20 protein-coding genes are annotated in these 21012 nt (G+C 72.2%); 16 read left to right on the top strand and 4 right to left on the bottom strand.

All coding sequences use genetic code 11. The features are described 5' to 3' along the window. The first annotated feature begins 264 nt into the window (after positions 1-264). Both ABZW32_RS00875 and ABZW32_RS00870 read left to right on the top strand, forming a co-directional pair. Positions 265-561, top strand: a complete 297-nt coding sequence (locus ABZW32_RS00875) for a DUF4193 domain-containing protein (RefSeq protein WP_030235196.1) — start codon at positions 265-267, stop codon at positions 559-561. Between the two features lie 9 nt (positions 562-570). Further along, positions 571-1503 carry a hypothetical protein gene (locus ABZW32_RS00870; protein ID WP_356209412.1) on the top strand — a complete coding sequence of 311 codons (933 nt, stop codon included), beginning with the start codon at positions 571-573 and terminating at the stop codon, positions 1501-1503. A gap of 58 nt (positions 1504-1561) precedes the next feature. On the opposite strand, the gene ABZW32_RS00865 is transcribed toward ABZW32_RS00870, so the two are convergent. Then, positions 1562-2035: a DUF3093 domain-containing protein gene (locus ABZW32_RS00865; RefSeq protein WP_356209409.1), complete on the bottom strand. Its 474-nt coding sequence runs from the start codon at positions 2033-2035 to the stop codon at positions 1562-1564. 58 nt (positions 2036-2093) lie between these two features. Here ABZW32_RS00865 and ABZW32_RS00860 point away from each other — a divergent pair, with 58 nt between their 5' ends. The 7 genes from ABZW32_RS00860 to ABZW32_RS00830 all read left to right on the top strand — a co-directional run bounded on the left by ABZW32_RS00860 (position 2094) and on the right by ABZW32_RS00830 (position 8818). Next, positions 2094-2678: a PaaI family thioesterase gene (locus ABZW32_RS00860; RefSeq protein WP_030235187.1), complete on the top strand. Its 585-nt coding sequence runs from the start codon at positions 2094-2096 to the stop codon at positions 2676-2678. Beyond that, the gene (gene dut / locus ABZW32_RS00855; RefSeq protein ID WP_356209405.1) at positions 2678-3223 is read left to right on the top strand and encodes a dUTP diphosphatase; all 546 of its coding nucleotides are present in this window, start codon (positions 2678-2680) and stop codon (positions 3221-3223) included. The genes ABZW32_RS00860 and dut overlap by 1 nt, the downstream gene beginning before the upstream one ends. A 1-nt stretch (position 3224) precedes the next feature. Continuing rightward, entirely contained in the window at positions 3225-4001 is a 777-nt protein-coding gene (locus ABZW32_RS00850; protein ID WP_356209402.1) for a DUF3710 domain-containing protein, read from the top strand. Between the two features lie 249 nt (positions 4002-4250). Then, the gene (locus tag ABZW32_RS00845; RefSeq protein ID WP_356209400.1) at positions 4251-6950 is read left to right on the top strand and encodes a sensor histidine kinase KdpD; all 2700 of its coding nucleotides are present in this window, start codon (positions 4251-4253) and stop codon (positions 6948-6950) included. Next, entirely contained in the window at positions 6947-7633 is a 687-nt protein-coding gene (locus ABZW32_RS00840; RefSeq protein WP_266842937.1) for a response regulator, read from the top strand. The genes ABZW32_RS00845 and ABZW32_RS00840 overlap by 4 nt, the downstream gene beginning before the upstream one ends. Before the next feature lie 24 nt (positions 7634-7657). Further along, positions 7658-8077: an OB-fold nucleic acid binding domain-containing protein gene (locus ABZW32_RS00835; protein WP_078950496.1), complete on the top strand. Its 420-nt coding sequence runs from the start codon at positions 7658-7660 to the stop codon at positions 8075-8077. 3 nt (positions 8078-8080) lie between these two features. Continuing rightward, positions 8081-8818 (top strand): DUF3159 domain-containing protein, encoded by a 738-nt coding sequence (locus tag ABZW32_RS00830; RefSeq protein WP_356209396.1) that lies wholly within the window; start codon positions 8081-8083, stop codon positions 8816-8818. 60 nt (positions 8819-8878) lie between these two features. Here ABZW32_RS00830 and ABZW32_RS00825 read toward each other — a convergent pair whose 3' ends face one another. Both ABZW32_RS00825 and ABZW32_RS00820 read right to left on the bottom strand, forming a co-directional pair. Beyond that, complete coding sequence (locus ABZW32_RS00825; protein WP_266842943.1) at positions 8879-9541, bottom strand: TrkA family potassium uptake protein; 663 nt, start codon at positions 9539-9541, stop codon at positions 8879-8881. Then, entirely contained in the window at positions 9538-10206 is a 669-nt protein-coding gene (locus ABZW32_RS00820) for a TrkA family potassium uptake protein (RefSeq protein ID WP_266842945.1), read from the bottom strand. The genes ABZW32_RS00825 and ABZW32_RS00820 overlap by 4 nt, the downstream gene beginning before the upstream one ends. A 210-nt stretch (positions 10207-10416) precedes the next feature. Here ABZW32_RS00820 and ABZW32_RS00815 point away from each other — a divergent pair, with 210 nt between their 5' ends. From ABZW32_RS00815 to ABZW32_RS00805, 3 genes are all read left to right on the top strand, one after another. Beyond that, positions 10417-12471, top strand: a complete 2055-nt coding sequence (locus ABZW32_RS00815; protein ID WP_356209391.1) for an APC family permease — start codon at positions 10417-10419, stop codon at positions 12469-12471. 101 nt (positions 12472-12572) lie between these two features. Next, on the top strand, positions 12573-13904 hold the full coding sequence (locus tag ABZW32_RS00810; RefSeq protein WP_356209388.1) for a class I SAM-dependent RNA methyltransferase: 1332 nt from the start codon (positions 12573-12575) through the stop codon (positions 13902-13904). Between the two features lie 45 nt (positions 13905-13949). After that, positions 13950-14558, top strand: a complete 609-nt coding sequence (locus tag ABZW32_RS00805; protein ID WP_356209385.1) for a response regulator transcription factor — start codon at positions 13950-13952, stop codon at positions 14556-14558. Positions 14559-14565: 7 nt separating this feature from the next. On the opposite strand, the gene ABZW32_RS00800 is transcribed toward ABZW32_RS00805, so the two are convergent. Next, entirely contained in the window at positions 14566-16401 is a 1836-nt protein-coding gene (locus tag ABZW32_RS00800; protein WP_356209382.1) for a histidine kinase, read from the bottom strand. A 114-nt stretch (positions 16402-16515) separates the two neighbouring features. Here ABZW32_RS00800 and ABZW32_RS00795 point away from each other — a divergent pair, with 114 nt between their 5' ends. From ABZW32_RS00795 to ABZW32_RS00780, 4 genes are all read left to right on the top strand, one after another. Continuing rightward, a complete protein-coding gene (locus ABZW32_RS00795) occupies positions 16516-18450 on the top strand; it encodes a serine hydrolase domain-containing protein (RefSeq protein ID WP_356209379.1) in 1935 nt (644 codons plus the stop codon). A gap of 73 nt (positions 18451-18523) precedes the next feature. Next, positions 18524-18937 carry an SbcC/MukB-like Walker B domain-containing protein gene (locus ABZW32_RS00790; RefSeq protein ID WP_356209376.1) on the top strand — a complete coding sequence of 138 codons (414 nt, stop codon included), beginning with the start codon at positions 18524-18526 and terminating at the stop codon, positions 18935-18937. Beyond that, complete coding sequence (locus ABZW32_RS00785) at positions 18928-20175, top strand: TIGR02679 family protein (protein ID WP_356209373.1); 1248 nt, start codon at positions 18928-18930, stop codon at positions 20173-20175. The genes ABZW32_RS00790 and ABZW32_RS00785 overlap by 10 nt, the downstream gene beginning before the upstream one ends. A 169-nt stretch (positions 20176-20344) precedes the next feature. Continuing rightward, entirely contained in the window at positions 20345-20947 is a 603-nt protein-coding gene (locus tag ABZW32_RS00780) for a BLIP family protein (protein WP_356209370.1), read from the top strand. The last annotated feature ends 65 nt before the right edge of the window (positions 20948-21012 follow it).

The following is a 21012-nucleotide window of genomic DNA, read 5'->3' as shown; positions in this document are numbered from 1 at the left end:
GGAAAGCCCGGGAAGTCCGGGTTTCCGGCCCCCTTGATGGCGGGAAATACACGGGGTGGCGTTTGTGCAAGACGGCCCCCGGACCGTGTACGGTCCCGGTCGTCATCCCAGCCACAAGCTCCTTCGGGCGTGCGGCTGGGTGTCGATTGAGTAACAGACCTTGATGTGAGGCAAAATCTCCGCCTCAGGTCGGGCACAAGTCCGGCCTCTCGCGCGTTACGTGCGCTGAGACACCGCTAAATCCCAGAGGGGGAGAGCGAAAAAATGGCAACGGACTACGACACCCCACGCAAGACCGACGATGACGTCGACAACGACAGCATCGAAGAGCTGAAGGCCCGGCGCAGCGAGAAGTCGTCCTCGAACGTCGACGTCGAGGACTTCGACGGCGCCGAGAGCCTGGAGCTTCCCGGTGCGGACCTTTCCAACGAGGAACTGGCCGTCCGGGTCCTCCCGAAGCAGGCGGACGAGTTCACCTGCATGAGCTGCTTCCTGGTGCACCACCGCAGCCAGCTGGCACGGGAGAAGAACGGCCAGCCGATCTGCCGCGACTGCGACTGAGGCTCGGCGGTGACCGGCTCGACGCCCTTTCGGAAGCGACGCTTGCGGAAATCCGGCGGTCCGGCGGAGACGAGCGTGGTGGCCACGGGCCCGGAAACGGGCCCCGGCACCCCCGCCGCCCCGCCCCTCGACACGACCGTCGTGCCCTTCGGCACCGCCCAGGCGGTGCCGCCGGCCACAGCGGCCGACGAGGGGTCCCGGGAGCGCAAGCCCGGGACCGGCCGGATGCAGGCCGTCAGGAACGGTGTGCGCAAGGGCGGCGAAAGCGCGAAGGCCGCCGCCCTGTACATCGCCGACCGCATCATCGAGAACGCACCGCGCGTTCCGGTACGGGACCTCGCGACCCTGCGCGTGCAGTTCCCGGGTCTCGACCCCGATCAACTGGCCGACAAGCTGATCTCCGGGGCCGCCCACGCCACCTCCACGGTGGGCGCGGGCATCGGCGCCGCGGCGATGCTGCCGGTTCCGCCCGCCATGCCGGCGGAGCTGGCCGCGGAGATCACCGCCGTCGCCGCGATCGAACTCAAGCTCGTCGCCGAGCTCCACGAGGTCTACGGGCAGCGGCCGCCCGGCGCCCTGAAGGACCGCACCTCCGCCTACCTGACGGCATGGACCGAGGAGCGCGGGATCGACCTGACCAAGCCGACCACGCTGAACGCGGCGCTCGGCGGGCAGATGAAGCGCGAACTGCGCCAGCAGATCATGAAGCGGATGTTCCGCAACCTGCCCAACCTGATGCCGTTCATGGTCGGCGCGGCCGTCGGCGCGGTCATGAACCGCCGGGACACCCGGAAACTCGCCGAGAAGGTGCGTACGGACCTGCGCGGACGGGCCGTGCCCTGGGAGTACCTCCCGCACCCCCGGCCCCTTGACGGCCCCTCCCAGCCCCTTCCCGGGGCACGCAGGCCCGTACTCGAAGGCCCGGAGCGCGAGCCGCGCTGAAGACCCGCCGCCGCGGCGCGGCCCGAGGACCGGAGCCGGGCCCGGACGCCCGCGGCCCTCAGGCGCCGGTGGCCGGGGCGGCCTGCGCCGCGCGGATCGCCGCCACCAGGGCCCGGGGCTCGCGGGTGGACACGTACACGTAGGGCGTCGGGTCCGCCGGGTCGGTGACCTCGACGCGGACCGCCGTGGGCACGTAGCTGCGCATCAGCATGAAGGCGCGGACGTCGGCCTTGTACGTGCGCCAGGCGCGGGCCTCCTCCGCCTCCAGGACCTCCGGTTCGCCGAGCGCCGTCACCGGGATCCGCGCCTCGCCCGCAGCCAGCGAGCCGTTCACCACGCGCACGCGCGCGGAACCGTACGAACTGACCAGCAGCGCCGCCAGTGCCGTCCCGCCCACCAGCCCGGCCAGCAGCGGCAGGGTGCCCAGCGGGAGCAGCGTCAGCGCGCACGCCAGCCCGGTCAGGGCGGCGATGCCCCACCAGGAGCGGGGGGCGGACAGTCGTTCGTCGTGGTGCGCGGGGGAGAGCTGCATACACGCAAGCCTGCCACGAGGCGACCGGCGGGTAGCCGCGCGGGTAAGGTCAGCGGCTGTGAGTGGACGAAACACAGCGTTGACGCCCCCGGCCGATGCCGCCGCGCCGGTCCGGCATCCCGACGCACCGGCACCCGGCGAGCTCCTCGGCGCGCACTACGAACACTGTTTCGGGTGCGGCGGGGGACAGCCGCACGGGCTCCATCTGGAGGCCCGCGCCGGTGAGGGCGTGCGCATCACCGCCGAGTTCACCGTCAGGCCCGCTCACCAGGGCGCGCCCGGACTGGCCCACGGCGGGGTCCTGGCCACCGCGCTCGACGAGACGCTCGGCTCCCTGAACTGGCTGCTGCGCGTGATCGCGGTGACCGGCCGGCTGGAGACGGACTTCGTGCGGCCCGTGCCCGTGGACACCGTGCTGTACCTGGAGGCCGAGGTCACCGCCGTCGCCGGACGGAAGATCTACTCCACGGCGGTGGGCCGGATAGGCGGCCCGGACGGCCCGGTCGCCGTCCGCGCGGACGCGCTCTTCATCGAGGTGAAGGTCGACCACTTCATCGACAACGGTCGGCCCGAGGAGATCCGGGCGGCGATGGCCGACCCGGACCAGGTCAGGCGCACCCGCGCCTTCGAGGTGAACCCCTGATGTCCCAGAACAACCCCGCACCCCGCCATGACGTCGACGTGCTGATCCGCCGCGTCGACCCCGAGGTGCCCCTCCCGTCCTACGGTCACCCAGGCGACGCCGGCTGCGACCTGGTCACCACGGTCGCCGCCGAGCTGGAACCCGGGGAGCGGGCCGTCCTGCCCACCGGCGTCTCCATCGCCCTGCCCGACGGGTACGCCGCCTTCGTGCACCCGCGCTCGGGCCTGGCCGCCCGCTGCGGGCTCGCGCTCGTGAATGCCCCGGGGACGGTGGATGCCGGGTACCGTGGGGAAATCAAGGTGATCGTGGTCAATCTCGACCCTCGCGAGAGCGTCAGGTTCGAGCGTTTCGACCGCATTGCCCAGCTGGTTGTCCAGCGGGTCGAGAAGGTGCGCTTCCACGAGGTGGAGGAGCTTCCCGGCTCGGCCCGGGCCGACGGGGGGTTCGGCTCCACCGGCGGTCATGCGGCCGTGGCCGGATCCGGCGCTGGTCAGCAGGGTGGGAATGGCTACGCTTCGGTCGTAACCGACCGGGAAGGACAGTGACGTGTTCGGACGTCGCAAGAAGAACGACTCCGTCAAGGACGGCGGCGCGGCCGAGCAGGTCGACGGCGTGCGCGCCGATGAGCCCGCCGACGGACTCGACTCCGCCGAGCCGCGCAGGCTGAACCTGCCTCCGGCCCCGCGTCCCGACGGCCCGTGGGACGTTTCCGAGGTGCCCGGCAACCCGGCCGACGGCCGCGTCGACCTGGGCGGCATCCTCGTACCCGGCGTCGAGGGCATGGAACTGCGCGTCGAGGTCGCCGGTGACGCGATCGTGGCCGCGACCGTGGTCCTCGGCGACAGCGCGGTGCAGCTCCAGGCCTTCGCCGCGCCCAAGAAGGAGGGCATCTGGGGCGAGGTCCGCGAGGAGATCGCCTCGGGGATCACCCAGCAGGGCGGCATCATCGACGAGGTCGAGGGCCCGCTGGGCTGGGAACTGCGCGCGCAGGTCCCCGTTCCGCTGCCCGACGGCCAGACGGGCGCCCAGCTGGTGCGCTTCGTCGGCGTCGACGGCCCCCGCTGGTTCCTGCGCGGCGTCATCTCCGGCCAGGGCGCGGTGCGCCCGGAGTCGGCCGGCGTGCTGGAAAACATCTTCCGGGAGACCGTCGTCCTGCGCGGCGAGGGCCCGATGGCCCCGCGCGACCCCATCGTCCTGAAGCTGCCGAACGACGCCCAGATGGTGCCGGACGGCGTGCAGACGGCCGAGGACCAGGAGGGCTCCCGCTTCTCCGGCGGCATGGGCCAGCTGGAGCGCGGCCCGGAGATCACCGAGGTCCGCTGACCGTCGGGGACCCCGCAGGACCGTGAGGTCCCCGGGGCTGCACCCATGGCCGGCGGGCCCCGCACTCCACGGTGCGGGGCCCGCCGGCCTGCGTGTTCCCCGGCGACGGTGGGCCGGCGTTCCCGTCCCGCCGTGCGGGCCCCGCCGGCCCCGCGTGCCGGGCGTCCGACGCGTCAGGGATGCGTCAGGGATGGGTCCGGGGCGACCGATCGGTGCGTGAACTGCGGCGATGTCCCGGAGAATGAGCGCATGGGACGCGGCAGGCTAAGGATCTATCTCGGCGCGGCACCCGGTGTGGGCAAGACGTACGCCATGCTCTCGGAGGGCCACCGCCGGGTGGAGCGGGGCGGCGACTGCGTCGTCGGCTTCGTCGAGCACCACGGGCGGGCGCGCACCGAGGTGATGCTGCACGGACTCGAACAGGTGCCGCGCAAGGAGCTCGCGTACCGGGGTGCGTCCTTCACCGAGATGGACGTGGACGCGGTGCTGGCGCGGCGGCCGGCCGTCGCTCTGGTGGACGAGCTCGCCCACACCAACGTCCCCGGCTCGCGCAACGCCAAGCGCTGGCAGGACGTCGAGGAACTGCTCCGGGCCGGGATCGACGTGGTGTCCACCGTCAACATCCAGCACCTGGAGTCGCTCGGCGACGTGGTCGAGTCGATCACCGGGGTGCGCCAGCGCGAGACCGTCCCGGACGAGGTGGTCCGGCGGGCCGACCAGATCGAACTCGTCGACATGTCCCCGCAGGCCCTGCGCCGCCGGATGGCCCACGGCAACATCTACCGGCCCGACAAGGTCGACGCGGCCCTGTCGAACTACTTCCGGCCGGGGAACCTCACCGCGCTGCGCGAGCTGGCGCTGCTGTGGGTGGCCGACCGGGTGGACGAGTACCTCCAGGAGTACCGGGGCGAGCACGGCATCCGCTCGACCTGGCAGGCCCGTGAGCGGATCGTCGTCGGACTCACCGGCGGGCCGGAGGGGCGCACGCTGATCCGGCGGGCCTCCCGGATGGCCGCCAAGGCCTCCGGCAGCGAGGTCCTCGCCGTCTACATCGCGCGCAGCGACGGGCTCACCTCGGCCTCGCCGAAGGAGCTCGCGGTCCAGCGGACCCTGGTCGAAGACCTTGGCGGAACGTTTCACCATGTGATCGGCGACAACATCCCCGAATCCCTCCTGGAATTCGCCCGCGGGGTCAACGCCACCCAGGTCGTGCTGGGCTCCAGCCGCCGCAAGGCCTGGCAATACGTGCTCGGGCCGGGCGTGGGTGCCACCGTGGCCCGCGACTCGGGTCCCGACCTCGACGTGCACATCGTCACCCACGAGGAGGTGGCCCGGGGCCGCGGGCTGCCGGTGACCCGCTCGACCGCCCGGCTCGGACGGCCCAGGATCGTGGCCGGCTGGCTGGTCGGGGTGGTCCTCCCCGCGCTGCTGTGCGTCCTGCTCACGCACATCAGCGCGAACCCGGGCCTGGCCAACGAGATGCTCCTCTTCCTCGCCCTGACGGTGGCGGCCGCGCTGGTGGGCGGGCTCTGGCCGGCCCTGGCCTCGGCCGCCTTCGGCTCGCTGCTGCTGAACTACTACTTCGCCCCTCCGGTACACCGGTTCACGGTCTCCGACCCGCGCAACATCATGGCCATCGCCGTGTTCTTCGGGGTCGCGGTCTCGGTCGCCTCCGTGGTGGACCTGGCGGCCCGGCGCACGCACCAGGCAGCCCGGCTGCGCGCGGAGTCCGAGATCCTCTCCTTCCTCGCCGGGAGCGTGCTGCGCGGCGAGACCGCCCTGGACGCGCTGCTGGAGCGGGTGCGCGAGACCTTCGCGATGGAGTCCGTGGCCCTGCTGGAGCGGGCCGGGGACGTCGAGCCCTGGACCCGGGCCGGCAGCGTGGGCCCGGCGCCGGCCGCCCGGCCCGAGGACGCCGATGTGGACATGCCGATCGGCGACCACATGGCGCTGGCCCTGTCCGGCCGGGTGCTGCCCGCCGAGGACCGCCGGGTGCTCGGCGCGTTCGCCGCCCAGGCCGCCGTGGTGCTGGACCGCCAGCGGCTCGTCGGGGAGGCCGAGGAGGCCCGCCGGCTGGCCGAGGGCAACCGGATCCGGACGGCCCTGCTGGCCGCCGTCAGCCACGACCTGCGGACGCCCTTGGCCTCCATCAAGGCCTCCGTCAGCTCGCTGCGCTCCGATGACGTGGAGTGGTCCGAGGAGGACCGGGCCGAGCTGCTCGAGGGGATCGAGGACGGCGCCGACCGGCTGGACCACCTCGTGGGCAACCTGCTGGACATGTCCCGCCTCCAGACCGGCACCGTGACCCCGCTGATCCGGGAGATCGACCTCGACGAGGTGGTTCCGATGGCGCTGGGCGGCGTACCGGAGGACAGCGTGCTGCTGGACGTCCCGGAATCCCTGCCGATGGTGGCCGTGGACCCGGGGCTGCTGGAGCGCAGCGTGGCCAACATCGTGGAGAACGCCGTCAAGTACAGCCCCCGCGGGCAGCCCGTGCTCGTCGCGGCCAGCTTCCTCGGCGACCGGGTCGAGGTCCGGGTCGTCGACCGGGGGCGCGGGGTGCCGGACGAGGCCAAGGACAGGATCTTCGCCCCCTTCCAGCGGTACGGGGACGCCCCGCGCGGCACCGGGGTGGGCCTCGGGCTGGCCGTGGCCCGGGGCTTCGCCGAGGCGATGGACGGCACCCTCGCCGCCGAGGACACCCCCGGGGGCGGTCTGACGATGGTGCTCACCCTGCGCGCGGCGACCCGGGACGCGCCGGCCGGGGACGGGGCGGCGCCGGACGGGGCGGCGCGGGACGCCGCCGGAACCGGGCCGGGCCCGGGCGGCGTCGACCGCGTGGGGCGCCCGGAGCGCTCGGCGTCCGCGGTACGAGCAGGACAGACACCGGCCCCGGCTCCGCAGGGAGCCGGGGACCACTCCGAACGACAGAAAGCAGGACCCCAATGACCCGGGTGCTCGTGGTGGACGACGAGCCGCAGATCGTCCGAGCCCTCGTGATCAACCTGAAGGCGCGCCGGTACGAGGTCGACGCCGCCGCCGACGGGGCCCAGGCCCTGGAGCTCGCGGCGGCCCGCCACCCCGACGTGGTCGTCCTCGACCTCGGCCTCCCCGACATGGACGGCGTCGAGGTGATCAGGGGGCTGCGGGGCTGGACCCGGGTGCCCATCCTGGTGCTCTCCGCCCGGCACAGCTCCGACGAGAAGGTCGAGGCCCTCGACGCGGGCGCCGACGACTACGTCACCAAGCCCTTCGGCATGGACGAGCTGCTGGCCCGCCTGCGCGCGGCCGTGCGCCGGGCCGAGCCGGCGGCCGGGGCGGGCGAGGACGAGGTGGTGGTGGAGACCGAGGGGTTCACCGTGGACCTCGCCGCCAAGAAGGCGGTGCGCGAGGGGCGCGACGTACGCCTGACCCCCACCGAGTGGCACCTGCTGGAGGTGCTGGTCCGCAACGGCGGGAAGCTCGTCAGCCAGAAGCAGCTGCTCCAGGAGGTCTGGGGGCCCTCGTACGGGACGGAGAGCAACTACCTGCGGGTCTACATGGCGCAACTGCGCCGCAAGCTGGAGGCCGACCCCTCGCACCCCCGCCACTTCATCACCGAACCGGGCATGGGATACCGCTTCGAGAGGTAGCGGGGGCGCCGGTAGGCTTCCGGTATGAGTGCTGAACCGCGTCCCGAGAAGCCCGCGAAGCCGGCCCGGCCGGCGGGCCGGTTCCGCCGGATGATCGAACGGCTGTCCACCTCCCAGGAGGAGCTGCATTCGGCGGAGCTGCAGGAGGACGCAGAAGCCGCGGGATGCACGCGGATCTGCGACTGCCACGACCGCCAGATAGTCAAGGTGACCGGAACCCTGCGTACGGTCACCCTGCGTCCCCGGGCGGGCGTCCCCGCCCTGGAGGCGGAGCTCTTCGACGGCTCGGCCCCGCTGGACGTGGTGTGGCTCGGACGTCGCTCGATCGTGGGAATCGAACCCGGGCGGCGCATGATCGCCTCCGGGCGGATCTCGATGAGTCATGGGCGCCGGGTCCTCTTCAACCCGAAGTACGAACTCCGACCGCTCGGACAGGAGCACTGACCGGTGACGTCATTCGACCGCTCGTCCCCCCCGCCGAATCCGCAGGACCCCGCGGCCGACCAGAAGGCCGTGACGCAGGCGGCCCTCTTCGACGCGTTCGGCGGCATCCGGGGCACCGTGGAGACGATGCTCCCCGGCCTGCTCTTCGTGATGATCTACACGATCAACAAGGACGTGAAGTCCTCGGCCATCGCGGCGGGCGCGGTCGCCGTCCTGCTGGTGATCGTCCGGCTGCTGCGCAAGGACACCGTCAAACACGCCTTCAGCGGTGTGTTCGGCGTGGGCGTGGGCGTGGCCTTCGCCCTGTTCACGGGCAGCGCCAAGGGCTTCTACCTGCCGGGCATGATCTACGGCGCCGGCCTCGGCGTGGCGTTCACGCTGTCGGCGCTCGTGGGCTTCCCGCTGCTGGGCGTGATCCTCGGACCGGTCTTCAAGGAGAACCTGTCCTGGCGCACCCGCAACCCGGGGCGCAAGAAGGCGTACACCAAGGCCAGCCTGGCCTGGGGCATCATCTTCCTCGCCAAGTACGCGATCCTCTTCCCGCTGTACTGGTGGGGTGACGCCACGCAGCTGGGCTGGGTGCTGATCGCGCTGAAGCTGCCGCCGATGGTGCTGGCCGTGTACTTCACGTGGGTCTTCCTCGCGAAGGCGCCGCCGCCGATCGACGTCATCGCCGAGTACGAGGCCGAGGAGGCCGCGGAGAAGGCGGCCAAGGCCGCCGCGCGCGAGCGGGGCGTCTGACACGGCGAAGGGGCGGGGAGACCGGATCCGGTCTCCCCGCCCCTTCGCCGTGCGGGTACCTCAGTGACGGGCCTGGAGGAGGTCCTCCAGCTGCTCCTCGCGGGCCTGTGCGGCCACGAAGAGGAGCTCGTCGCCGGGCTCCAGGGTCTCCTCGCCGTGCGGCGTGAGCACCCGGTTGCCCCGGATGATCGTGACGAGCGAGGTGTCCTCCGGCCAGGAGATCTCGCTGATCTGGGTGCCCGCGACCGAGGAGTCGGCCGGCAGGGTCAGCTCGACGAGGTTGGCGTCGCCGTGGCTGAAGCGCAGCAGCCGCACCAGGTCGCCGACGCTGACGGCCTCCTCGACGAGGGCCGACATCAGGCGCGGGGTGGACACCGCGACGTCGACGCCCCAGGACTCGTTGAAGAGCCACTCGTTCTTCGGGTTGTTCACCCGCGCCACGACCCGGGGGACCCCGTACTCGGTCTTGGCGAGGAGGGAGACGACCAGGTTGACCTTGTCGTCACCGGTGGCGGCGATGACCACGTTGCAGCGCTGCAGCGCGGCCTCGTCCAGCGAGGTGATCTCGCAGGCGTCGGCCAGCAGCCACTCGGCCTGCGGGACCCGCTCCACCGAGATGGCGGTCGGCGCCTTGTCCACGAGGAGCACCTCGTGGCCGTTCTCCAGCAGCTCGCCCGCGATGGAGCGGCCCACGGCTCCGGCTCCGGCGATCGCGACCCTCATGCGTGTGCCTCCTCGGGCCCCTCGGCGAAGGCCGCCTCAACCTTGTCGATCTCGTCCGTGCGCATCATCACGTGGACGAGGTCGCCCTCCTGCAGGACCGTCTGCGAAGTCGGCAGCATCGCCTCGCCCAGGCGGGTGAGGAACGCGACGCGCACGCCCGTCTCCTCCTGGAGCTTGCTCACCTTGTGCCCGATCCAGGCGGCGGAGGTGTGCACCTCCGCGAGCTGCACACCGCCGCTGGGGTCGCGCCACAGCGGCTCGGCGCCCGAGGGCAGGAGGCGCCGCAGCATCTGGTCGGCGGTCCACCGCACGGTCGCGACGGTGGGGATGCCGAGGCGCTGGTAGACCTCCGCGCGCTTGGGGTCGTAGATGCGGGCGGCGACGTTCTCGACGCCGAACATCTCCCGGGCGACGCGGGCGGCGATGATGTTGGAATTGTCACCACTGCTGACCGCGGCGAAGGCGCCCGCGTCCTCGATCCCGGCCTCCCGCAGGGTGTCCTGGTCGAAGCCGACCCCGGTGACCCGGCGGCCGCCGAAGGAAGCCCCGAGCCGGCGGAATGCGGTGGGGTCCTGGTCGACGACCGCGACCGTATGCCCCTGCTGTTCCAGGGTCTGCGCGAGGGCGGAGCCCACTCTTCCGCAGCCCATAATGACGATGTGCACGGCCGTCCTTCCGGCTGACAGCGGCTCGCTGGTTACCAGCCTCATTGCATGCTCTGGCTAAACAGGGTCTCAGACCATGGCCCAAGCTACACACGGGCGGTCACCAGTGTGCCCTTTTGGGGTTCCCGGGGCGCCGCATTGGGGGCCCGTGGCAGCGGATAAGGGGGCGGGGGTTCGTCAGCCGGATTTCGAACGCTTACGATCCTCTGCGTGTCCAAACTGACCGACGTGCCCAAACGGATCCTGATTGGCCGGGCGCTACGCAGCGACCGCCTCGGGGAAACCCTCCTCCCCAAGCGGATCGCCCTTCCTGTGTTCGCATCCGACCCGCTCTCCTCGGTGGCCTACGCCCCCGGCGAGGTACTGCTGGTCCTGTCGATCGCGGGTGTGTCGGCGTACCACTTCAGCCCATGGATCGCGGTCGCGGTCGTCGTGCTGATGTTCACGGTGGTCGCCTCCTACCGGCAGAACGTCCACGCGTACCCGAGCGGCGGCGGTGACTACGAGGTCGCCAACACCAACCTCGGGCCCCGGGCCGGTCTCACCGTCGCGAGCGCACTGCTCGTCGACTACGTGCTCACCGTGGCCGTATCGATCTCCTCGGGCGTCGAGAATCTCGGCTCCGCCGTCGATTTCGTCATCGAGCACAAGGTGCTCTCGGCGATGATCATGATTCTGCTCCTCACGCTGATGAATCTGCGCGGGGTCAAGGAATCCGGGAAACTCTTCGCCATTCCGACGTACGTGTTCGTCGGGGCCGTGTTCGTGATGATCGCGTGGGGCGCCTGGCGCGGCCTCGTGCTGGGCGACACCATGGAGGCACCCACCGCCGGCCTGGAGATCAAGGCGGAGCACCAGGGGCTGGCGGGATTCGCCCTCGTCTTCCTGCTGCTGCGGGCCTTCTCCTCCGGCTGCGCCGCCCTGACCGGCGTCGAGGCGATCAGCAACGGCGTGCCCGCCTTCCGCAAGCCCAAGAGCAAGAACGCCGCCACCACCCTCGCGCTCATGGGCATCCTGGCCGTCACCATGTTCTGCGGGATCATCGGCCTGGCCATGTCCACGAACGTGCGGATGGCCGAGTCGCCCGCCACCAACCTGCTCGACAACGGCGTCCCCGTCGGACCCGACTTCGTCCAGCACCCGGTGATCTCCCAGGTCGCCGAGGCCGTCTTCGGCAACGGCAGCTTCCTGTTCATCGTGCTGGCGACCGCCACCGCGCTCGTCCTGTTCCTGGCCGCGAACACCGCCTACAACGGCTTCCCGCTGCTCGGCTCGATCCTCGCCCAGGACCGCTACCTGCCGCGCCAGCTGCACACCCGCGGCGACCGGCTCGCCTTCTCCAACGGCATCGTGCTCCTCGCGGGCGCCGCCATGCTGCTGGTGTGGATCTACGACGCCGACTCCACCAAGCTGATCCAGCTCTACATCGTGGGCGTCTTCGTCTCCTTCACGCTGAGCCAGATCGGCATGGTCCGGCACTGGAACCGCCACCTGCGCAGCGAACGCGACCAGGCCGCCCGCCGCCGGATGCAGCGCTCGCGGGCCATCAACACCTTCGGCGCCTTCTTCACCGGCATGGTGCTGGTCGTCGTCCTGGCCACGAAGTTCACCCACGGCGCCTGGGTCGCCCTGCTCGGCATGGTGATCTTCTACGGAACCATGACCGCGATCCGCAAGCACTACGACCGGGTCGCCAACGAGATCGCCGCCGCCGAGGGCCCCAGCGAGGACAGCGTGCGCCCCTCCCGGGTCCACTCGATCGTCCTGGTCTCCAAGGTCCACAAGCCGACCCTGCGCGCCCTCGCGTTCGCCAAGCTGACCCGCTCGGACACCCTGGAGGCGCTCAGCATCAGCGTCGACGCGGACGAGACCAAGGCGCTGAAGGCCGAGTGGGAGCGGCGCGGGATCAACGTCCCGCTGAAGATCCTCGACTCTCCGTACCGCGAGATCACCCGGCCGGTCGTCGAGTACGTCAAGGGGCTGCGCAGCGAGAACCCGCGCGACGCCGTCAGCGTCTACATCCCCGAGTACGTCGTCGGCCGCTGGTACGAGCACCTGCTGCACAACCAGAGCGCGCTGCGCCTCAAGGGCCGCCTGCTCTTCACCCCCGGTGTGATGGTCACCTCGGTGCCCTACCAGCTGGAGTCCTCGGAGCTCGCCAAGCGGCGGGCCAAGAAGCGCCAGGACTGGAACGCCCCGGGCGCCGTGCGCCGAGGCCCCGTCGACACCCCGCGCCCGCGGCCGAAGGACCCGGCGGGCAAGTGAGCCCCGCCGCCCCACGGTGGTGAACGGCCGGACGAGATCCACGTAAACTGGTGGGTCGGTCGTCCGGCCGTTTTCCTTTGATCTCCTGGAGCCTCCCCACCATGACCGAGCAGAACGAGAAGCAGTCACTGGTCGGGGAGGAGTACGAGGTCGAGGTCGGTCCCGTCGCGCACGGAGGCCACTGCATCGCCCGCACCGCCGACGGCCGCGTCCTGTTCGTCCGCCACACGCTTCCCGGTGAGAAGGTCGTCGCTCGCGTCACGGAGGGCGAGAGCGACTCCCGCTTCCTGCGCGCCGACGCGATCACCGTCCTCGACGCCTCCAAGGACCGGGTGCCGGCCCCCTGCCCGTACGCCGGCCCCGGCAAGTGCGGCGGCTGCGACTGGCAGCACGCCAAGCCGGGCGCCCAGCGCCGGCTCAAGGGAGAGGTCGTCGCCGAGCAGCTGAAGCGGCTCGCCGGCCTCACCCCGGAGGAGGCGGGCTGGGACGGCACCGTCATGCCGGCCGAGGGCGACAAGCTGCCCGCGGGGCAGGTGCCGCAGTGGCGCACCCGCGTGCAGTTCGCGATCGACGAGGACGGCCGCGCCGGCCTGCGCAAGCACCGCTCGCACGACATCGAGCACGTCGACCACTGCATGATCGCCGCTCCCGGCGTCTCCGAGCTCGGCATCGAGCAGCAGGACTGGCCCCAGATGGCCTCGGTCGAGGCCATCGCGGCCTCGGGCTCGAACGACCGCCAGGTGGTCCTGACCCCGCGGCCCGGCGGCCGCCTGCCCCTCGTGGAGCTCGACAAGCCGGTCTCGGTCCTGCGCGTCGAGGAGAAGGACGGCGGCGTCCACCGCGTCCACGGCCGCCCCTTCGTCCGCGAGCGCGCCGACGGCCGCACGTACCGCGTCGGCATGGGCGGCTTCTGGCAGGTCCACCCGCAGGCCGCCGACACCCTGATCAAGGCCGTCATGCAGGGCCTGATGCCGCGCAAGGGCGAGATGGCCCTCGACCTCTACTGCGGCGTCGGCATCTTCGCGGGCGCCCTCGCGGAGCGTCTGGGCGACACCGGGGCCGTCCTCGGCATCGAGACGACGAAGCGCGCCGTCGAGGACGCCCGCCACAACCTGGCGGACTTCCCCCGGGTCCGCATCGAGCAGGGCAAGGTCGAAGCGGTCCTCCCGAAGACCGGCATCACGGAATGCGACCTGGTCGTCCTGGACCCGCCCCGCGCCGGCGCCGGCAAGCAGACGGTCCGCCACATCGCGGGCCTCTCCGCCCGCCGCATCGCCTACGTGGCCTGCGACCCGGCGGCCCTGGCCCGCGACCTGGCGTACTTCGCCGACAACGGCTACAAGGTCCGCACCCTCCGCGTCTTCGACCTCTTCCCGATGACGCACCACGTGGAGTGCGTGGCGATCCTGGAGCCTGTCGAAAAGAGCCGCTGACCTGCGGCGGCAGGGGCCGCGTTACGATCCCCCGGAGGGGGGATCGTGATCCGCATTCTGCTGGCCGAGGACATGCACATGGTCCGGGGGGCGCTGGCTGCCCTGCTGGGTCTGGAGGCCGACATGGAAGTCGTCGCCCAGGTGGCCCGGGGGGACGCCGTGGCAGCCGCCGCGCTCGCCCACGGGCCCACCGTCGCGGTGCTCGACCTGGACATGCCCGGCGCCGACGGGCTCTCGGCCGCCCGCGACCTCGGAGCCGTGCTCCCCGATTGCCGGATCCTGATCCTCACCGCGCTGGGCCGACCCGAGGCACTGCGGTCGGCGCTCGCCGCCGGGGTGGGCGGGTTCATGCTCAAGGACGCCCAGCCGGATCAGCTTGCCGCCGCGATCCGGAGCGTGGCCGCGGGGGAGCACGTCATCGATCCGAGGCTGGCCGCTGCGGCGCTCACCGTCAAGGAGAGCCCGCTCACCCCCCGCGAAACCGATGTGCTCCGGCTGGCCGCCGAGGGTGCCGAACTCGACGAAATCGCCCGCGCCCTGCACCTATCCCGGGGCACCGTACGGAACTACCTCGGCGCGGCCGTCACCAAGCTCGATGCCCGCAACCGGCTCGACGCGGTACGGATCGCCCGGGACCAGGGCTGGTTGGGGTGACACGGCGTCAGCCGGAGGGGGAGACCAGGACGGATCTCGCGGATTCCAGGCGGACGGTCAGGACGTAGCCGCGCCCGTGCGGGGTCGGTCCGGCCTCCAGGAAACCGCCGAGCGCTGCCACTCGCTCCCCGAGGTTGCCCAGCCCGTTGCCGCCGACGCCGTCGGCACCCGCTCCGGTGCCTTCCGCCCGTGCCGGTACGGGAAGCACACGGCCGTCGTCCGCCACCCGCAGCAGTCCCGGCCCGAGATCCACCTCGCACCGCCGGGCTCCCGCCGCGTGCCGCAGTACGTTCGTCACCGCCTCCCGCAGCACCGTGGCGAACAGCGCCTCGGACGCCCCGTCCACCGTGTCCGCCTCGCCGCGCACCCGCACGGCGATGCCCGCCGCTGCCAGTACCTCCCGTGCCGCGGCCACTTCCCCGGACAGGGTGAGATCCGGTCCGTCCCCCGGTATCGCCCGGAGGTCCGCCAGCGCCCGGTCCGCCAGCGCCGCCGCATCGGCGAGATGCGCTGCGGCCCGCTCGCGGTCGGGGTCGCGGGCCGCCAGCTCGCCCTTCAGTGCGATCGCCGACAGTCCGTAGCCCAGCAGGTCGTGGACGTCCCGGGCGATGCGCCGCCGCTCTCGCGCCACGGCCAGCGAGGCCAGTGCCGCGCGGGCCTCCCGTACCCGGTGTACCAGGGCGGTGAGGAGGGCAAGGCCGTAGAAGACCGAGGCGATCACCACGATGTCCAGCAGGAGGAGCGCGGTGCCACCGGCTGTGGGCCCGTCGGTCCGTATCAGCACCGCGATCGCCGCCAGTGCGGTCAGCACCCCGGCCGCCGGCCAGGCGGTGCGTCCGGGAAGCACGATCAGCACCGAAGCGACCGCGAACGCCACCAGTTGGGGGTACGGCCCGTCCGGAGCGGCCAGTACGCCCAGGGCGAGGGCGAGCTGGACGCCCAGCGTCCACGCGGCGTACGGGGGACGCACACCGGGCGGACGCGGCAAGGAGTGGTACGCCTGCAGTCCGAGCACCGCCGCCAGCGCGGCCGTGTACGCGGCGACCCACCCGCCCGGGACCCCGGTATCGAGCAGGAAGGCCGTCCCCACCACCAGGTATTCGAGGTGGGTGGCGACCACGATGGGCCACACCACCCTGGGCGTCAGGGCAGCCGAAGGGATGCCGACCTCGTCGGCCGACTGCGCGGGCGGCGCGGCCCGCACGCGCTCCGTCGCCGTCCGTGCCACCGCGACCAGTTCTCGTGCGGCCCCCGTGCCCTGCCCGGCCAGCCGGATGATCTCCGCCAGGGCCGTTCCCAGTACCGCGTCCAGGCTCCGCCCGGCGCGCTCCCGCTCGGCCGCGACCAGGGCCTCCGCCAGCGCGCCACGGGTGGCGCGTAGTTCGGTGTAGAGGTCGGTGAGCCGGGTCAGCGCATAGATGATCAACCCGTGGGCGAGGGCGTTGCCGATGCCGTTGAGCACGGAATGGACACTCCCGTCGCCGGGCGCGAGCAGCCCCGCGGCCAGCACGACGACCGTGAACAGGGCCCACCGGAAGGGCCGTTCGACGACCAGCAGCACGGAGGCGCCGAGGAATCCGGGCAGGCCGGACCAGGGCGCGAGCAGGATCTGGGCTGCCAGGGTCCAGGCCCCGCGCAGCCGGCGCGTCGAGGGCAGGCAGGTGGCCAACTGGAGCAGCAGCATCGGCACGGCGGCCGGGCGCGGCAGGACGACACCGGGTTCGAAGGCGAATCCGAGGATGACGACCACGAGGACCACCGACACGACCGTCGGCGTCGGACCGGTGTCGGGCTCGGTGTCGGGCTCGGTGTCGGGACGGGGATCGGTGACGGGGCCGGGCATGAGGTCACGTTAGAGGCACCCGTGCGCACCACACCCGCCCACCCATGTGAAATACACATCGGCCGGTGTGCCCCGCACTGCCGCCGAGCCACTCCTGAACGCGATCGTCGAGGTATGCGTACGACGCCGATACGGACCCTCACCACGATGGCCGCCACGATCACGATCACCTCCGCCGCGCTGCTCGCCGTCGCGGCCCCCGCTCACGCGGCCGCTCCGCCCCGTCTCGACTCCGTCGTCGACACCGCCGTTGCCGGGTATCTGGAGGACGACCGCATTCCCGGCGCGGCCGTCACCGTCGTGGCCGGCGGCCGGACCGTCCTGACCAAGGGATACGGCGTCGCCGACGTCCAGGCCGGAACCCCAGTCGACCCGCACCGCACCGGCTTCTTCCTCGGCTCGCTCGCCAAGCTGTTCACGGCCCAGGCGGCCTCCCAGCTCATCGCCCAGGGCGCGGTCGACCCCGAAGCCGACGTCAACGACTACCTCCAGGCGGTCACCGTCCCCGACACGTACCCCGGACGACCCGTCACCCTGGACCGGCTCCTCACCCACACCGCGGGTTTCGACAGCGACCTCATCGGCCGCAGCAGGTCCCGCGCGCAAGACGTCGAACCGCTCGCCGAAAGCCTGGTGACGCGTCGGCCGCCCCGGATCCGTGCCCCGGGCACCATCGCCGCTTACGACAACTACGGCTACGCGCTCGCGGGCCAGCTCGTCGCCGAGGCCTCCGGCCGGCCCTTCCCCGCCTACGTCGACGAGCACATCCTCCAGCCGCTGGGCATGACCCGTTCCACCTTCGCCCAGCCGCAGCCGGCCCCGATCGCAGCCGACCTCGCCCGGGGCTACCGCCCCGGCGGCCCATCCGGGTGGACGCGGGACGAGGGCCAGTACGGCGCGTGGAGCCCGGCGGGACCCGGTGTGGTCAGCACCGCCGCCGACATGAGCCGCTGGATGACCGGGCAGCTCACCGACGGCACACCGGCGAACCGCCTCATGCAGCAGGTGCACTACCGGCAGGACTCCCGCCTGCCCGGCCTCGGCTACGGGTTCGAGGAATGGCGGCGCGTCGGGCAGACGGGCTGGTTCAAGGACGGTGACATCCCCGGCTTCCACGCCAACCTGCTGCTCGTCCCCGGCCACGACGTGGGGGTGTTCGTCGTCTTCAACGGCGACGGCACCGACGGACGGGCCGCCTGGGACGGCAAGGACCTGATCAACCGGGTCGTGGCCGCCCTCCTCCCGGACGGCCCGGCCACCAACGCCCCGAGCGCCACGACCGATTCCCCCGTCGCCGCCTCCCTGGACTCGTACACCGGCACCTACCGTTCGGCACGGGTCAGCCGCACGGGCCTCATGGCGATGGAGGGTCTGGCCGGGGGTGTCACCGTAGAGAAGGACGGCAGGAACGGACTGCGCACCACCGGGCTCTCCCTCGACCCCGACCGGCCCGAACAACGCTGGCTCCCGCTCGGCGACGGCTCGTTCCAGGAGCGCGGCGGAGGCCGGGCGACGCTCGCCTTCGCCGAGGGCGGGGTGCTCGTCTCGTCGGCGCTGCCGTCGACGGCGTACGAGAAGCTGACATGGCGCCAGTCTCCGGCCCTCCACCAGGGACTGCTCGGGACCGGCATGGCCGTGCTGCTCCTCGCCGCGGCCGCCCTTCCCGCAACCGCTCTGGTACGGCGGATCCGGGGTTCGGCCCCACACCCGCTCCCGGCACGGGCCGCGCGGGCAACGGCCGTGGCGACCGGACTGATCGCCGCCGCGTTCGCCGCGACCCTCGTCGCGGTCGTCTCGGACAGCAACGCGATGGCGGAAACAGTGCTGTTGGGATCACCGCTGCTGTCCTCCGTCACGATGCTGGGCACGGCACTCGTGCCGCTGACGCTGTGCCTGATGGCCGGGGCCATCGCGGCCTGGTTCCGCAGCTGGTGGAACATCGCAGGCCGCGTCCTGTTCACCGTCGTGGCCGCGGGTGCCTGCGCGATGTCGAGCATGCTGGTCCAGTACCACCTGGTGGGCGGCCCGTTCGCCTGGCTGGCCGGCTGAAAGCCCGGACGAGCCACACGAGCCACGTGATCACTGCTTTCACATCAACCGGAGCGGCAGAGCATGACCGGTGGTGTCGCATGGCCGCGTCGGCGAGGGCGGCGACCGCGGAGGCAGCCCGCACGCCCCGCGGCTGGTCACCCTCGACGAGGCGTTCGCAGGCGTGGACGACGACTCGCGCGCCAAATGCCTGGGACTGCTGCACGCGTTCGACTTGGACGTGGTGATGACCAGCGAACGTGAATGGGCCTGCTATCCGCAGGTGCCCGGTGTCGCCATCGCCCAGCTGTCGCGGATCGACGAGGTGGCGGCGGTCCTCGTCACCCGATGGGAATGGGACGGCGCGAGGCGGTGGCGCAGAGAGGACCCGGTGCGGTCACCGGACGCGGCCACGGGCATGCGGGCGGAGGCAGAGGAACGGACAGCGGCAGGGGCAGCGGCAGGGGCAGCGGCCGAGGCGGCCGGAGCGGAGCCGCTGTGGACCTGAGGCCGGATGCCGTGCCCGTCGACGGCGTCCGCCTGGGTCGCCTGCTCGGCGACCCGGCCCTGACCTGGCTGGTCGACCGGGTACGCCGACGCCTGGAGCACCAACAGCCGCTCACCGGCCAGGTCTCCCTCAGCGCCCCGACCGAGCCCCAGCGGGCAGCGGCCGAGCGGCTGCTGGGCCGTTCTCCAGGCAGCGGCCGCTCCCTGACCCTCAGGCTCGACGACGTGGACGCCGTGCTGCGCCGCTCCGGCGTGAGCCCGGACGGGCTGGCCGCCGCCGTCACGGCCCTCACCGGGCCGGTTGCCCCGCTCGCTCCCGCGAAGGAGGCCGAGGCCCGTGCATGGCATGAGGCGTACACCCCGCTGGCCGCCCTCGCGGACGAGATGCCACCCCTCGCCCCATGGGTCGTCCGATTGCGCGGTGACGGTCTGATACGACGCCTGGTGGACGCACCCGCCGCCGCTCACACTTTCCTCGGCGAGGTCGCCGCCGTCCTCCGCGCCCTTCCCGCCGACCCACCGGTCTCGCTCCCGGCCTTCGCGGCCCGGGTCCTGGGCGCTGCCCACGCCCTCGACGACGACACCCCCCGGGCCACTGTCGTCCTGGCGGGCATCCGAGCGCTGACCGGCTTCCCCGATGGCACGGGTACCGAATGGCGCCGGGAGGCCTGGGCATCGGCCGGGCTGCTGCGCGACGAGCTGTCCTCGACCGTGCTCACCCTGAACCTGCGCGGCACTCCCGCACTCGACTGGGCGGCCGACGCGGGCGAACCGTGCGTCCTGACCCTGCGGCAACTCATCCGCAACCCCCTCGCCGTCTCCGCCCCGATGGTCAGGATCTGTGAGAACCCGACGGTGCTCGCGGCGGCGGCCGATACCCACGGCGGCGACTGCGCCCCACTGGTGTGCCTCCAGGGCCAGCCGTCGGCCGCCGCCCTCACCCTCCTGCGCCACCTGCACCGGGGCGGAACCACGCTCCGCTATCACGGCGACTTCGACTGGGGTGGCCTCCGCATCGCCTCCGCACTGCTGCGCCGCGTCCCGTGGCTGCCCTGGCGCTACACGACGGCCGACTACCGCGCCGCGGCACTCGCCCACCCGGGCGGACCGCCCCTCACCGGACGCCCGGCCGAAGCCCCCTGGGCCCCGGGGCTGTCCGACGCACTTGAGGAACTGGGCATCCGCATCGAGGAGGAGACCGTTCTCGACGCACTGCTGTCCGACCTGGCCGGCCCATGAGTGACGACCGCACTCCGTAGTGCGGCCGCGCCGGGTGACCGGGTCGGACCGTGCCGTGCGCGGGCGGGGCGTCAGAGCCGGTGGAGATCCGGGGGAGAGGGGGCGTTGCCACGATGGCCGGGCGCTCGTCGTAGGGGCGGGGCTTTGGTGTGTCGTGAGGAGTTGGCGCGTGGCAAGGATCAAGAAGGCCGTCGTGGTGGCCGGGGTGGCCGTCGGGATCGTGGTGGGGACCGCCGGGGCGTCGAGCGCGGCCGGGTTCTCCGGGATGAGCAAGGAGAAGTACGACCGGGTCCGGTTCGGGATGAGCCGGCAGGAGGTGCTGGACATCGTCGGGCAGAGCGCCTGCGCGGACGACGGCAAGCCGGCGACCGCGGAGTCGGTCGTGCCCACCTTCACCTGCTGGGTGTCGGGGATCGAGGAGTGGGCGCCGTACTCCCACCTCACCTTCAACGCCGACGGCAAGCTCTACATGAAGTCCTTCTACCGGATGAGCCTGCCCTCGGCCCCGTCCATGACGGCTGCCCAGTACAAGAAGGTCACGGTCGGCATGACCGAGGAGCAGGTGCTCAAGACGGTCGGCGCGAACTCGTGCGTGGTGACCGACGTGGCCCAGCCGGCCTTCCCGTCCACCGCCGGTGCCACGTCCACGCTGGCGTGCTGGACCGGCAAGGGCACCGGGTTCCTCGACGCGCAGGCCTGGTTCCGTTTCAAGGACGGCAAGGTCTTCGAAAAGAACCAGCGTGACGTCGTGAGTCGCCCGTCCTTCGGCTGAGACGGGGCACGACGAGGCCAGGGGCCCGACCGCTCGTGCGGTCGGGCCCCTGGCCTCTTCCGGTG

The sequence above is a fragment of the Streptomyces sp. NPDC004667 genome (assembly GCF_040609475.1).
Lineage (GTDB): Bacteria > Actinomycetota > Actinomycetes > Streptomycetales > Streptomycetaceae > Streptomyces.
The sequence above is the reverse complement of the archived record's forward strand: the minus strand, read 5'-3'. Positions and strand labels throughout refer to the sequence as shown.

Excerpts from the sequence above, each read along its gene's own strand:
- ABZW32_RS00835 (WP_078950496.1), top strand. The coding sequence starts at position 7,658 with ATGAGTGCTGAACCGCGTCCCGAGAAGCCCGCGAAGCCGGCCCGGCCG.
- ABZW32_RS00825 (WP_266842943.1), bottom strand. The coding sequence starts at position 9,541 with ATGAGGGTCGCGATCGCCGGAGCCGGAGCCGTGGGCCGCTCCATCGCG.
- ABZW32_RS00865 (WP_356209409.1), bottom strand. The coding sequence starts at position 2,035 with ATGCAGCTCTCCCCCGCGCACCACGACGAACGACTGTCCGCCCCCCGC.
- ABZW32_RS00800 (WP_356209382.1), bottom strand. The coding sequence starts at position 16,401 with ATGCCCGGCCCCGTCACCGATCCCCGTCCCGACACCGAGCCCGACACC.
- ABZW32_RS00840 (WP_266842937.1), top strand. The coding sequence starts at position 6,947 with ATGACCCGGGTGCTCGTGGTGGACGACGAGCCGCAGATCGTCCGAGCC.
- ABZW32_RS00810 (WP_356209388.1), top strand. The coding sequence starts at position 12,573 with ATGACCGAGCAGAACGAGAAGCAGTCACTGGTCGGGGAGGAGTACGAG.
- ABZW32_RS00845 (WP_356209400.1), top strand. The coding sequence starts at position 4,251 with ATGGGACGCGGCAGGCTAAGGATCTATCTCGGCGCGGCACCCGGTGTG.
- ABZW32_RS00875 (WP_030235196.1), top strand. The coding sequence starts at position 265 with ATGGCAACGGACTACGACACCCCACGCAAGACCGACGATGACGTCGAC.
- dut (WP_356209405.1), top strand. The coding sequence starts at position 2,678 with ATGTCCCAGAACAACCCCGCACCCCGCCATGACGTCGACGTGCTGATC.
- ABZW32_RS00795 (WP_356209379.1), top strand. The coding sequence starts at position 16,516 with ATGCGTACGACGCCGATACGGACCCTCACCACGATGGCCGCCACGATC.